This is a genomic window from Pedobacter sp. R-06 (genome assembly GCF_049913135.1).
GTDB lineage: Bacteria > Bacteroidota > Bacteroidia > Sphingobacteriales > Sphingobacteriaceae > Pedobacter.
Genome location: NZ_CP183977.1, coordinates 545,821 through 559,875, shown reverse-complemented (window position 1 = coordinate 559,875; position 14,055 = coordinate 545,821). Strand labels below are relative to the sequence as shown.

At 34.7% G+C, this 14,055-nt stretch carries 14 protein-coding genes; all 14 read left to right on the top strand.

Annotation, left to right across the window (positions count from 1 at the left end):
• Positions 1–140: 140 nt before the first annotated feature.
• Complete coding sequence (gene asnB, locus ACN9MR_RS02250) at positions 141–1,955, top strand: asparagine synthase (glutamine-hydrolyzing) (protein WP_426328059.1); 1,815 nt, start codon at positions 141–143, stop codon at positions 1,953–1,955.
• A 25-nt stretch (positions 1,956–1,980) separates the two neighbouring features.
• A complete protein-coding gene (locus ACN9MR_RS02245; protein WP_426328058.1) occupies positions 1,981–3,090 on the top strand; it encodes a glycosyltransferase family 4 protein in 1,110 nt (369 codons plus the stop codon).
• 26 nt (positions 3,091–3,116) lie between these two features.
• Entirely contained in the window at positions 3,117–3,971 is an 855-nt protein-coding gene (locus tag ACN9MR_RS02240) for an ABC transporter permease (RefSeq protein WP_426328057.1), read from the top strand.
• 94 nt (positions 3,972–4,065) lie between these two features.
• Positions 4,066–4,425, top strand: a complete 360-nt coding sequence (locus ACN9MR_RS02235) for a four helix bundle protein (protein WP_426328056.1) — start codon at positions 4,066–4,068, stop codon at positions 4,423–4,425.
• Between the two features lie 71 nt (positions 4,426–4,496).
• The gene (locus tag ACN9MR_RS02230) at positions 4,497–5,771 is read left to right on the top strand and encodes a polysaccharide ABC transporter ATP-binding protein (protein WP_426328055.1); all 1,275 of its coding nucleotides are present in this window, start codon (positions 4,497–4,499) and stop codon (positions 5,769–5,771) included.
• Complete coding sequence (locus tag ACN9MR_RS02225; RefSeq protein ID WP_426328054.1) at positions 5,753–6,643, top strand: hypothetical protein; 891 nt, start codon at positions 5,753–5,755, stop codon at positions 6,641–6,643. Before ACN9MR_RS02230 ends, ACN9MR_RS02225 begins: the two co-directional genes overlap by 19 nt.
• A 3-nt stretch (positions 6,644–6,646) precedes the next feature.
• A complete protein-coding gene (locus ACN9MR_RS02220) occupies positions 6,647–7,393 on the top strand; it encodes an FkbM family methyltransferase (protein WP_426328053.1) in 747 nt (248 codons plus the stop codon).
• The gene (locus ACN9MR_RS02215) at positions 7,390–8,268 is read left to right on the top strand and encodes a DUF6492 family protein (protein ID WP_426328052.1); all 879 of its coding nucleotides are present in this window, start codon (positions 7,390–7,392) and stop codon (positions 8,266–8,268) included. Before ACN9MR_RS02220 ends, ACN9MR_RS02215 begins: the two co-directional genes overlap by 4 nt.
• A gap of 175 nt (positions 8,269–8,443) precedes the next feature.
• Positions 8,444–9,325 carry an alpha-1,2-fucosyltransferase gene (locus ACN9MR_RS02210; RefSeq protein WP_426328051.1) on the top strand — a complete coding sequence of 294 codons (882 nt, stop codon included), beginning with the start codon at positions 8,444–8,446 and terminating at the stop codon, positions 9,323–9,325.
• The gene (locus tag ACN9MR_RS02205) at positions 9,322–10,131 is read left to right on the top strand and encodes a glycosyltransferase family 2 protein (RefSeq protein WP_426328050.1); all 810 of its coding nucleotides are present in this window, start codon (positions 9,322–9,324) and stop codon (positions 10,129–10,131) included. The genes ACN9MR_RS02210 and ACN9MR_RS02205 overlap by 4 nt, the downstream gene beginning before the upstream one ends.
• Positions 10,128–11,078, top strand: a complete 951-nt coding sequence (locus ACN9MR_RS02200; RefSeq protein ID WP_426328049.1) for a hypothetical protein — start codon at positions 10,128–10,130, stop codon at positions 11,076–11,078. The genes ACN9MR_RS02205 and ACN9MR_RS02200 overlap by 4 nt, the downstream gene beginning before the upstream one ends.
• A gap of 8 nt (positions 11,079–11,086) precedes the next feature.
• Positions 11,087–12,214, top strand: a complete 1,128-nt coding sequence (locus ACN9MR_RS02195) for a hypothetical protein (RefSeq protein ID WP_426328048.1) — start codon at positions 11,087–11,089, stop codon at positions 12,212–12,214.
• A gap of 118 nt (positions 12,215–12,332) precedes the next feature.
• Positions 12,333–13,256 carry a hypothetical protein gene (locus ACN9MR_RS02190; protein ID WP_426328047.1) on the top strand — a complete coding sequence of 308 codons (924 nt, stop codon included), beginning with the start codon at positions 12,333–12,335 and terminating at the stop codon, positions 13,254–13,256.
• Positions 13,238–14,053, top strand: a complete 816-nt coding sequence (locus ACN9MR_RS02185; RefSeq protein ID WP_426328046.1) for a glycosyltransferase — start codon at positions 13,238–13,240, stop codon at positions 14,051–14,053. The genes ACN9MR_RS02190 and ACN9MR_RS02185 overlap by 19 nt, the downstream gene beginning before the upstream one ends.
• Positions 14,054–14,055: the final 2 nt, after the last annotated feature.

The following is a 14,055-nucleotide window of genomic DNA, read 5'->3' as shown; positions in this document are numbered from 1 at the left end:
CCCTTAATTAATAGAGCTGATGTTTTAAGCTCAGCAGCTTATAAAAAGCAAATATCAGTCCGTTTTTGAAAATAAAATGTGACTGAGGGGGCGAAGCTGTGTCCAGCCCAGAAATATCAAATGACCATTACCTTTTACAGATGTGCCGCATTGCGGGAATTATAGATAGCAGCAGACCAATGGACCTGCTTCAAACAGAAGTTAAAGGCATGTGCACGCTAATGGCTCATGGCGGCCCTGATGATGAAGGTTTTTACGTCAATGCCAGCGATGGAATTGTAATGGGCCATAGGCGCCTTGCGCTGATCGATTTATCTCCTAAAGGACATCAGCCCATGCTTTATCGCAATGGAAAACTGGTGATTTCTTTTAATGGTGAGATCTATAATTATCTGCTGTTGAAAAAAGAACTTCAAAACCTAGGCTTTCAGTTTAAGACCGAGAGTGATACCGAAGTTATTTTAGCCAGCTATGCCGCATGGGGAGTTGAGAGTTTCGACAAGCTTAAAGGCATGTTTGCTTTTTGTTTATATGATGCTGATCTACAGCATAGCTACCTGGTGCGCGACCCATCGGGCATTAAACCTTTATATTTCCGTGCTATCGAAAAACATCTGGTTTTTTCCTCGGAAGTTAAAGCCTTTACTGAGACCGGTTATATTTATAATGAACAGCCTGATTGGAAAATCCTTTTTCTGGCTTTTGGCCACTTACCTGAACCTTACACCACCTTTAGCGAGGTGATGATGTTAACTAAAGGACATTATCTGATCTGGCAACATCAATCGGATACCTTCGAGATCAAAAATTATGTCCAACAGCACTCTATAAAGGAAATCGCGGATTACCAAGAGGCCAAAAATGCTGTACAGCAAAGTTTATATGCATCAGTTAAAAAGCATCTTTTATCTGACGCCAAAATCGGTGTTTTCTTAAGTGGTGGGATCGACAGTAGTATTCTGACATTGCTTGCTGATAAAATTTTAACCGGGACTACTGAGTTGAGCAAGCTCAATACCGTATCGATCAATTTTGAAGAAACAGCATTTTCAGAGAAAGTTTTCCAGGATATTGTTGCTCAACAGCTCCATGGAAATCATTCGGAATATACCATCACGCCAGCGTTCTTCTCCGAACATTTCCCCGCGGCCTTAAAAGCCATGGATCAACCCACTGCTGATGGCATTAATTCGTGGTTCGTTAATTATTTTGCTAAAGAAAACGGCTTAAAAGCTGTTTTATCTGGCATTGGTGCAGATGAACTGTTTGGAGGCTATCCTTCTTTTAAACGGATGGGATGGGTTAGACATTTGAAGAGACTGCCTCAGTTTGTTCTCAGAAAAAGCCTGCGCTTAAAAAAAGCTTCGTTAAAACGTTCGTATTATTTAAGTTACCATAATACTGTTGGTGAGTATCTTTTCTTAAGGGGCATATTCACTCCTGACGAAATCTCCGGATTGTTATCGTGCTCAATTGCAGAGGTTGACCAGGTACTTCAAAGTGCAGTGATAGCCCCTCTTCCCAGTCATTTAAAAGATGGCGAAAGAGCCAGTTGGTTAGAATGTAACCTGTACATGCAAAACCAATTGCTTAAAGATACCGATACCATGAGCATGCAACATGGTGTAGAGGTTAGGGTTCCTTTTTTAGATCAGGATTTACTTACAACTCTGGCCGCAACAGATTATAAATTAAAATTTGACGGTGATCGGCCAAAATCGCTTTTGATTGAAGCCTTTTCGGCAATACTTCCCAGGGCAATCTGGGACCGCAATAAAATGGGCTTTACCTTTCCTTTTCAGGATTGGTTGAAAAAGGATGAACATTTCCTCCATTCAATAAAAACAGGAGAGAATACATTTGCTTCAGGAATGCTTGATGATTTTAGGCAGGGGGATCTGCACTGGAGCAAAGTGATGGCGCTTTATCAGGTATTCACAGGGTTTAGGGTTTAGGGTTTAGGGTTTAGGATTAACAAATTTGAAAAGCAAAAAAGTTCTATTTCTTACTTTACATACTTTCAGTTTAACGGGAGGGATAGAAAAGGTGAGTAAAAATTTTGCGAAGACTCTTGATGACCTAAAAGCTAGTTCCCAGATCCAGTCTTACCAGGTATTGTCGATGTATGATGATAAGCCCGACCTGGCTTATGTAACACGAAGTTCATTTAAAGGATATAACAGCAAAAAAATAGCTTTCGGTTTAGCAGCCATCAGAGCAGGATTAAAAGCAGATGTGGTTATTTTAAGTCATGCGCATTTATTACTTTTCGCAAGGATCATTGAAATACTAAAGCCAGGTGTTCGTATCGTACTCTTTGCTCATGGAATAGAAATCTGGAATGCCTTAGCAGGCTGGAAAAAACAGATGCTTAATAAAATTGAGATCTGGGCGGTAAGCCGATATACTGCAGATCAGATTATACTACATCACGGAATAGCTGCGAGCAAGATGAAGGTATTAAATAATTGTTTAGACCCCTATTTTAAATTAGTCGAACCAGTTCCAAAACCTGCTATTCTCCTCGCAAAATATGGTCTTAATAGCAATCAAAAAGTACTGTTAAGTGTTTGCCGTTTATCTTCATCAGAACAATATAAAGGATACGATCTGGTGATCGAATGCTTAGCGCAAATCATTAAGGTTCATCCGGATTTGGTTTACCTGTTGGTTGGAAAAGCAGATCTGGCAGAATTAGCGCGTATTCAAAAGCTCATAACTCAATCTAAACTTCAAAAAAATGTGGTACTTACGAACTTTGTCCCTGATGATGAACTTGCTTTACATTATCAATTGGCAGATGTATTTGTAATGCCAAGCAAGGCGGAGGGATTTGGACTCGTTTTTATTGAAGCTGCTGCTTATGGTTGTGCTGTAATTGGCGGTAATGCCGATGGCAGTAGGGATGCCCTGATGGATGGCGAACTGGGCACCCTGCTTGACCCAAATGATACTGGAGCAATTGGGGAAGCGCTTATTGCTGCTTTACAAAAAGAAAGACATGATGTAAAAGCGATCCAAAAGCTATGTTTTGAAACATTTGGATACGGACGGTACCAAGAAAAAGTATTGAATTTACTATTAGTATGAGGCGATACAGATGAATAAAAACAACCATGCATAACGAAGAACATACCTGGACCATTGAGGCTAAAGCTTCTTTATTCGATTTAAAGCTTAACGAAGTCTGGGCGTACCGTGATCTGCTTTGGTTATTGGTTCGGCGAGATTTTGTTTCCTTTTATAAACAGACCATATTAGGCCCATTGTGGTTTTTCATTCAACCCCTATTTACCACGATCATCTTTACCTTTATTTTCGGGAATTTAGCGGGCATATCTACTGATGGCTTGCCTAAGCCACTTTTTTATATGGCGGGCATTACTGCTTGGAACTATTTTGCTGATTGCCTGACCAAAACGTCAACTGTTTTTAGGGATAATGCCGCGATTTTTGGAAAAGTCTATTTTCCCCGTTTAATTATGCCACTGAGTATAGTGGTGAGTAACCTGGTACGCTTTGGCGTACAGATGATCCTTTTCTTGATCATGTTTATTTATTATTATTTAGCTGATGCAAGTTTTCAGCCTTCGTGGGCCATTACACTGGTTCCCGTTGTGGTAATCTTAATGGCCTTATTGGGCCTGGGCGCCGGGATGATCATTTCGGCTATGACCACAAAATACCGTGACCTCGCATTTTTGGTAGGATTTGGTGTACAATTATTGATGTATGCCACCACCGTAATATATCCCCTCTCTACTGCAATAGAGAAATACCCAAAATATGCATGGATCATTAAATATAATCCGATGACCCCTATTATTGAAACCTTTCGGTATGGATTTCTGGGCGAAGGGAGTTTTACTTGGGGAAGTTTGGGTTATGCTACTGGCGTTACACTCGCATTATTGGTTTTTGGAATAGTGATTTTCAATAAGGTAGAACGAAATTTTGTTGACACTGTGTAGAGGGTTTAGGGGTTAGGGTATAGAAGGTTTAGTAAAAAATTTATATATTCATAACAATCATCCCTTATTTATTTCATCTATAAAAATAAGGAATATGCACACCTACTCATTTGAAAAATTAGAAGTCTGGCAACTATCCAGATCCTTTAGAAAAGACATTTATCATTTAGCGCTTAAGTTTCCGAAAGAAGAAACATTTGGATTGATTAGCCAAATTAAAAGGTCAGTAAGCAGCATTGGTGCTTGTTTAGCTGAAGGATCAGGAAAAATCACAATGAAAGACAAAGCGCATTATACCAATATGGCTTATACCACTACCCTCGAAACTTTAAATCATTTAATCGCAGCCATGGATTTAGATTATATTTCTGAACAAGACTATTTAACATCAAGGAGTAAGATCGAAATTATTACAACTAAACTTAGTGCATTGAGAAAGTCACAGCTTATCTAAACGTTATTCAAGAACTAAACTCTAAACCCTAACCTTTTTCTTATAACCTTCTAAACCCTAATCGCTAAACATTGTCAAAAAATATTGCAATTAAAGTAGAAAATCTAAGTAAAGCCTACCAACTGGGCCAAATCGGAACCGGCACAATCAGCCGCGATCTGGAGCGCTGGTATGCCCGGACCCGTGGGAAAGAGGATCCGTTTTTACGCATTGGAGAAAGCAACAATCAAAACACCAAAAGCGAGAGCAATATCGTTTGGAGTTTAAAGGATATCAACTTTGAAATTGAGCAAGGCGATGCTGTTGGGATCATTGGTCGCAATGGTGCAGGCAAAAGCACTCTCCTTAAAATACTGAGTAAAGTTACCTCTCCTACTATGGGTAAAATCAGTGGTAAAGGTAGAATTGCCAGTTTATTGGAAGTCGGCACAGGCTTTCATCCTGAACTTTCTGGCAGAGAAAACATCTTTTTAAACGGCGCCATTCTGGGCATGCGAAAAAAGGAAATCCAACGCAAATTAGAAGAAATTGTAGATTTTGCAGGTATAGAACGTTATCTGGATACGCCTGTTAAACGATACTCATCCGGAATGTATGTGCGCTTGGCTTTCGCTGTTGCTGCGCACCTGGAATCAGAGATTTTAATTGTAGACGAGGTATTGGCAGTTGGGGACGCGGAGTTCCAGAAAAAGTGTTTGGGCAAGATGGGTGAAGTAAGTAAAGGTGAAGGTAAAACGGTACTTTTTGTAAGCCATAATATCCCATCATTACAAAGTCTATGCTCATCAGCAATTTTATTAGAAAATGGAACCTTAATCCAGCAAGGTAATCTGGATGATGTTCTTCTGACATACACTAAGGCAAATATTTCAGATAAAGACTTTTATTTCTTAACAAGAAAAGATAAGGTCAAAGAAGACTTTTATGTTGAGCTATTATATTTTGGAACGTTATCAGAAAGTGAAAGTCAAAAAAACGAATTTTCTATTGCTGAATCTATAGGGGTCAAAATTTCATATAAAATCAAAAACATCGAAATGAAGCCAGCCGCAACTTTTGCTGTATGCACTACGGATGGAACTATCTGTTTTATGTCTATTTCACCATTAAAAGAATATCAATTAGGTGATCATAACCTGATCGCATGGATTCCTAAATATTTACTGAATGACGGAGAATACATTATTAAGCTGGGAATAACAACTCTGAATCCGTCTATCATACATATTGAACATGAGATTAAATTATTTGTAAGTGATATTTATGACGAAGTATTTAGAAGTGAATATAAAGAAAAATATCATGGTTTATTACGTCCATTAATAAATTGGCAGAAACTGAATTAAAAATGCTCAAGAAAATACAACGGCTACTTGAAAAAATAAATAACACAATGAATGCTGTGTTAAGTATTAATCAGAACTTGGATAAAATTAACAATAAACTAAATGTTATGAATGAAATACTCTTAGATATTCATTCTGCTACTGGTATTCAAGATAATCTTAATGAATTAAATAATTTTGAATACCAAGTATATTCTCAAAATGGGGAGGATGGATTACTAAATGAAATTCTCAACCGTTTAAATATTAAAACTGGTTTCTTCATAGAAATAGGGGTTCAAGATGGACTTGAAACCAATACGACGTATCTCCTAATGAAAGGCTGGAAGGGGTTATGGATTGAAGCTGATAAAAATCATACCCTTGATATTACTAATACTTTCAGAGAAGAGATCAATAGTAAAGCGTTAATTCTAAAAAATGAATTCGTTACTACTGAAAATATTGAGCAAATATTAATAAATGCGAATGTCCCTTCAACTATAGATGTATTATCAATAGATATTGATTCTAACGATTATTGGATTTGGGAAAAAATAAAAACCCAAAGCCCAAAGGTTGTAATCATAGAATATAACGCATTTATTCCCTATGATGTCGAATGGATTATGAATTATCAAAAAAACAAAACTTGGGACTATTCTACCGCTTTCAATTCGAGCCTAAAATCATTAGAAAAACTTGGCAAAATAAAGGGTTACAAATTGGTTGCCTGCTGTAAGAACGGAGTAAATGCCTTTTTTGTTAGAAAAGATCTGATAACTGGACAATTTCCAGAACTTGATATTCATGATATCTATATGCCTATTAGATATTACTTAAAAAGAAATTATAATGTTGTAAAAGGATTTCACCGACACCCAAATGATTAATCTATGACGCATAAGGCAATTGCTAGTAAGGACTCGATTCAAAAAATAAAATACATTTGGTATAAATTCTTTGATTTTGACCCAACTTTAATATTTGAATTTGGAGCTAGATATTGTGAAGACTCAATATATTTAGCTGAAGTATTTAGCTTATCAAAGATATTTTCTTTTGAATGCAATCCGACAGCTTTAGAACATGCTAAATTAAACATTAAAAATAATCAAAGAATAAAGCTATTTGAGAAAGCAGTAGGCAATTATGACGGAAAAACCAAATTCTATCCTATCAATAAAGAAAAAACAATAACAACTTGGGAAGATGGTAATCAAGGGGCATCCTCGTTATTTAGGGCATCAGGAAAATATCCGATTGAACAATACGCTCAGGATGAAATTGAGGTTGATATATGTAAGGCCAATACAATAATGAGATCTTTAAACATTAGTGATGTTGATATATTATGGATGGATATACAAGGTGCCGAATTATTAGCTTTAGAAGGTTTTGAAGAAAATTTAAGCAGAGTAAAATTTATTCATAGTGAAGTTGAATTCTTTGAAATTTATGAGGCACAACCTTTATTCAAAGAATTAAAGAGTTTTCTAACTAGAAGAAACTTTTACTTTTGGGGATATACAAATAAGGGAGATTTTTCAGCTGATGCAGTATTTATCAACTTCAATTTGATAAAGGATAAACTAAGCTTTTTTGAAAAATTAAAACATTATTCTTCATTATATTTTAATTGAAAAAGTTTATAAAGACCATTCTATTCAAATGTAGTAGAGCACTATGCTTTTTCTATTTTAAGAAAATAAAGACGGATATTAATTTTCATAACAATGGAAGGGCGAAAAAGGACTATGAAGAAATAGATGTATTAATACCTGTTACGGAAAGAGATATAGAAATTTTGGGCTTAACTATTGAATCCATTAGAAAATTCTCTCTTAATCGAATAGCGAACATTTACTTAGTAGCTAAAAACACTCCTAAAATTCGATTTTTCGCAAATGAAAATAACTGTTTATTTATAGATGAAAGCCAGGTTTGCAATGTAAAATTGAACGAGATTTATTATTCTTTTAAAGGCATAGATAGAAGTGGCTGGTTATTTCAACAATTAATAAAGCTAAATTGGGATAAAATTTCTCAAAAAAAAAACTGCCTCATTTTAGATGCTGACACCATATTTTTAGCCCCTCAGATATTTGTTGATGAAAAAAAACTCTTTTTTAATTGTTCAGATGAGTTTCATCAACCATATTTCGAATGTTTTGAAAAAATCTTGAATGAAAAAAGATTACTTCCCTTATCGTTCATTTCTCATTATATGATTTTTGACAGAGAAAGTACGTTGGAACTGAAAGAAGAAATTGAAAAAAAATGTAAAATGAACTGGGAATTTGCAATTTTAAAGAATTGTACAAAAGATACTATATCAGGTTTTTCAGAGTATGAAACATATGGGCACTTTTTATATAATAGAAAAAGAGAAATGTTGGATATTTCCTACTGGCGTAATATTTCTATTAAAAGAAGTTCAACACTTTCCTTAAAGTGGCTTATTGATAATTATTCAAAAAGGCATAAGACAATTTCCTTTCATTGGCATATTCAATAATAAATATATTACCATGTGAGGCAAAAATATTTTCTCAAAATAAATATCGCTTTACAAATTCCCATCTGCATAACATAAATACTTTTCTCTCAAATTATAAAATTCAGCTAAATTATTTTGATCCTCCTAACATCTAAAATTATTTTAACTGCTTCTCCAAACGATAACAACAAAAATGATCATAGTGAATCTTATTAGTGGGTTAGGAAACCAACTTTTTCAATATGCTATTGCACGTAATATATCACTCAAAAAAAAAATAGAACTCAAATTAGATATATCTTTTTTTTCTACTCAGACTTTAAGAAATTATCAATTAGACAAGTTTAATATAGCAGAAAATCTTGCAAGCATACAAGATTTAAAAAGATTTACCAACTTACGTTCAAAACATTCTGTTAGATATAAAATCCAGAGAAACATAGATAATTTATTACCGAAGCATAAAAGAAAAATATTTTCTGAAAGCTATTTATGGATATATGAAGAAAGTTTAGAAAAAATAAGTGATCACACATACATCGATGGTTATTGGCAAAATAAAAAATATCTTAAAGATTTACATCCAATTGTATTAGAGGAACTCACACTTAAAAACGTCGATAACAATGATTATTCTCACTATCTATTTCTGATTAGTAAAAGTAATTCAGTTTCAATTCACATTAGACGCGGAGATTATTTGGGCGACAAGAATGCAAATGAGATTTTCGGGGTATTATCTATCGATTACTATAATCGTGCAATCGATCATATAAAAACCCAGGTTGAAAACCCTCTTTTTTTTATTTTTTCTGATGATTTAAATTGGGCAGAGGAACAATTTAAAATTCAAGCAACATTTGTCAAAATCGAAAACGGTCAAAAGCCATATTTGGAGTTGGATCTAATGTCGAAATGCAAACACAACATTATAGCAAATAGTTCCTTTAGCTGGTGGGGTGCATTTTTAAACCGTAATTTTGGCAAAATAGTTATTATGCCAAAAAGATGGGTATTAGATGAAAATATCAATGCCAAAATAAATCTTAAATTATCGAATTGGATTCAACTATGAGGAAACCTCAGTTATCGGTAATTATACCCTGTTATAACGCTGGCGAATACCTTCCAGAGGCAATACAGAGTTTAAAGCATGTGAAAGACGATGTAAACTTTGAGATCATTGTTGTTAATGATGGATCTGATGATATATCAACCCTTACATATCTTCAAAGCATTGCCAATACCTGTAAGGTTGTACATCAGGAAAACCAAGGTCCAGCGTCGGCCAGAAACAATGGCATTAAAAATGCTGCCGGCGAATACCTGTTATTTCTTGATAGTGATAATAAAATTAGGAATGGTTATTTGGAAAAAGCAATTGATATCTTGAATAATGATAAAGGTATAGCCGTAGTATATGGACAGCCTCATTTCTTTGGTGAAGAAAATCTTGAACATCGTAAGTTTAATTCTGCCGCTTTCGACCTTCACAAACTATCCCAGGCAAATTATATCGATATGTGCGCAATCGTACGAAAAAAAACTATGGATAAAGTTGGGGGGTTTGATGAAAATCGGTTCTTAATAGGTAATGAAGATTGGGATCTCTGGCTTAACATTGGAATAAATAATTATAAGTTTCACTTTATTAATGAAGTCTTGTTTGATTATCGTATTCGTAAAAACTCACTGCATGAAACACAATCGGAAAAAGCTAATCGATTTTCAGATCTTCAATTGTATTTTTTTAAGAAATATCCCAAACTATACTTAACACTATTCAATGAATTGAGAACCGAAAAGTTAATTCACGAAAACGATAAACAGCGTCCTTTTCGTTCCTTTATAAAATATCTTTATTCAAAATACTTTAAATGATTGCATTTACTATCTGTTCCAATAATTATCTTGCCAAAGCAAAAGTGTTATTGGATTCCATAAAATCGAGGGAAAATGTAAATGTATTTTTATTTATAGCCGACCTAAAATCAGAAAACATCAATTATGAATCATTAGGTTTCGACAAAACGATTTTCCCGCCTGATCTTGAAATACAAAATCTCCAATGGCAGTTGGAAAATTACAATATTATAGAATTTAATACGGCCCTTAAAGGGGTTGCTTTTGAGTATATCTTTGAAAGAACCGATGAAGAAATTATATATTACTTTGATCCAGATATTAAAGTATATAAGAAACTGAGCGATTTTGAGCCTTATTGGAAAAACAAGTCAATATTATTAACACCACATACCCTCTCTCCCCTGCCAATTGATGGCCTTTTCCCGGAAGAAAACCTTTTTTTAAATCATGGAATTTACAACCTAGGCTTTTTAGGATTAAGGAGGACGCCAATATCTATAGCCTTTTTAAAATGGTGGACTGATCGGTTATCTGAAAAATGCATTATTGATTTAAAAGACGGGTATTTTACAGATCAGATATGGTTTAATCTTGTTCCCCTATTTTTTAAGGATATTGAGATTTTAGAACAACATGGCTTTAATGCCGCTTACTGGAATTTACACGAAAGGGATATTAGTTTTAACAATGGTCACCCAACGGTAAATATGGAAGAGGACTTATTTTTTTATCATTTTAGCGGCTTTGATGAAAACTTACAGATGCTAACACCGAGTGATAGGCCTCGTTACAGTTTCGATAATAAGCCTAACCTATTGCCCCTTTATAAAGATTACCTGATCGACCTAAACAAGTATTTATACCTTCATGGAACAAAAGCAACCTATTATAATGGATTGTACCCATTTAAAAAGAAGCAGTTAACCTATTTAGAAAGGATAATGAGACGGCTAAATCGTTAATTAAATTAATGAATATTTTATTTATTTCAGAACTAATACCCAACGACACCTACGCCAGCCAGGTGATATTTTACAGACATCTGAGCAGATTGGCAAGCGAAGGTCATAATATACACGTCATCTGCGATCAGAACTCCTATAATAGAAGAATTAAAGACTTACCGCTGGATTTTAAGCTACACGTTATCCCGAACAGAAAATTTTATTACCCCCCATATCGACCAAGTGGCATACTTCAATGGCTTAGATTTTATCTGCTATACCAGGAATATATCAAGAAAATAATAAGAGAATTTACCATAGAACGGTTAATCGGAGTGGTAAATGGAAATTTTTTATCACCATTTACCGCTTATATCCAGCAGAAAACAAAAATCCCGTTATTTAGCTTTTTTCATGATGATACCATCGAAATTAGTTTGGGCGCGGATGTAAAACCAACTATAGCAAATACGGTTAAAATACTGCGTACAAGCAATACTGTATTTATTGCTTCTGATTCATTTAAGCAGAACTGGCCTTTGTTTTCGCATAAGTTTAAATTACTTTTCCCCATTCCATCGGCTCAAAAAAAATCAGTTGAACATAAAATCAGAGCAACCAGTATTTCAGTTGGCTATTCTGGTACATTTTATGCCGAAACCCTGCCCTTTTTCGTTAAATTTTGTGAATGTTTGAAAGATTTAAATGCCAGTTTAACCATTATCGGGAATAATACAAATATTGACTATCTCTCTAAAAACTTTGAAAATGTAAATACCTTACCTTTATTTTCAACTTCTGAAGAATCAAACGGTTTCCTTTTTGAAAATTGCGATTTGGGTATGATTATATATCCTGAAGAGGTTTCGCAAATGCCTTGGATCAAAACCTGCTTTCCCAGCAAATTCATACAGTTCTGCAGCATAGGCTTGCCAACGATTATAGTTGCACCCAAAGATTCTGCAGTAGGAAAATGGTGTATTGATAACAATTGGCCTTTATATCTTGATAAAATTTCTGCAACCGCAATTACAAAGCTTTTCGAACAGGTCTTATTTACCGAAGAATTAGTCAAACAGATCGTGCATGTTAAAAACAATATTTTCGATGCCGAAAAAATACATGCACAATTCGTTAATGCAATTTTACCGTAAAAGATATACAAGAAACTGCATTGCAACACAACTCCTTCGGATGCGAAAAAGCAAAAGTTTCCCTAAAATTAAAGATGTTGATACTGAAACGCTTTAGCGCGTACATATCCTAAAAAAAATGAGATTGCTCCAAACTTTAATCGATCACATTTACAGGTTTCCAAAAGCTAAACAAAAAACTATTAAAAGGTTTGGTGGCCACGGCAGTTATTATAAAATGATGCAGGGGAAGAGGCTGATGCAAAAGGCTTCCGAATCTTTACCGGCTATAAATTCCGATCCATTAGGTTTTAAAATATACTTTTTAACCGGAAAAAGTCATATTTATCAAACCCTTTTTTGTGCATTTTCACTATGTAAAACAAGTGAAGAGAAATTTCAGTTCATCTTAATCGATGATGGCTCCTTTACCCCAAAAATTATTAAAAAGATTTATCAGCGAATGCCTGGGGTGAAAATAATAACTTCAAAAGAAGTTGATCAAAACTTACAAAGAGTGCTCCCTATAGAACGTTTTCCCTATCTGCATCATAAAAGAGAGGTCTATCCGCATATCAGAAAACTGACTGATGTCCATTCTCTACCAGAAAGGGGCTTTAAACTGGTATTAGATTCTGACATGTTATTTTGGAAAAATCCAACAGAAATAACAGATTGGTTAAAAAAACCTATCGGATCTATTCACATGCTGGATTGCGTGGAATCGTACGGTTATCCAAAAGAATCAATGAGCCAACTTTGCAGGTGCAAGATACCTGATTTGGTCAACGTAGGTGTTTTGGGCTTGGATTCAGCAATTATTAACTGGGTAGAGATAGAAAAATGGAGCAAGAACTTAGAAAAAAACGGTGCATCGTACTTCTTAGAACAGGCACTCTCGGCCATGTTAATTGCCAAAGAGAAAAGAATTGCGCTAAATAATAATGAATATGTGGTTAATCCTAATCCCAGCGAACGTAACATTGATAGCGTAAAACTTTGCCATTATGTAGATCTTTCCAAAAAGCAATATCTCAATTCAGAATGGAAGAAAATTTTATAGACCCTGTACACTTCTTTTGGATAGGAGCTGAAATATCTCCAATTGAAAAACTGGCATTTCAATCCTGTATAAAAGCTGGGATGACACCATTATTATGGTGCTATAATGCTTTCGAAGATGTTACGAAGGGTACTATTATTAAGGACGCTTCAACCATTTTATCGAGAGATGAGGTTAAATATTACCTTGAAACAATGAAGTTGCCAATCGCAAGTGTTAGCGATTTATTTAGATATCGATTATTGGATAAAGTAGGCGGAATTTATTCGGATACAGATATCATATTCCTTAAAAATATTTACACAATAGATAAACCCGAGTATTTTTGCTCTACTCACGAGTATACTTCAGACGATCACCCAAACTGTTGTTTGATGCGCATGAATAAAAACTCAACAATTTCACGATTTCTTGTAAGAGAGTCAGAAGAACGGATTGAAAAATATAAAAACAGCATCGAAAAACCAGATTATTGTGAATTTGGACCTTTTGTTGTACAAAAATGTGCAAAAGAATTAAATGTAGAAATACTACCATTTGACGTCATTAATCCAATATCCTGGCGCTGGACCAGACAGCTCATCGCATTTCAAAAACCCGACATTATATTCTTTCTTAAACAATTTATTAGGTTACTACTGCCTATGGTTTACGAAAAAAAAGGATATTTTATAACCAAAAACACTATCGCGGTACATTTGTGCAATGAAATGTGGAAAGAACATGGCATCAATAAGAGTAGTTCCTTCCATAGGTTTAGTATTGTGGAAAAACTGAGAAACAAAATCTTAAAATAACC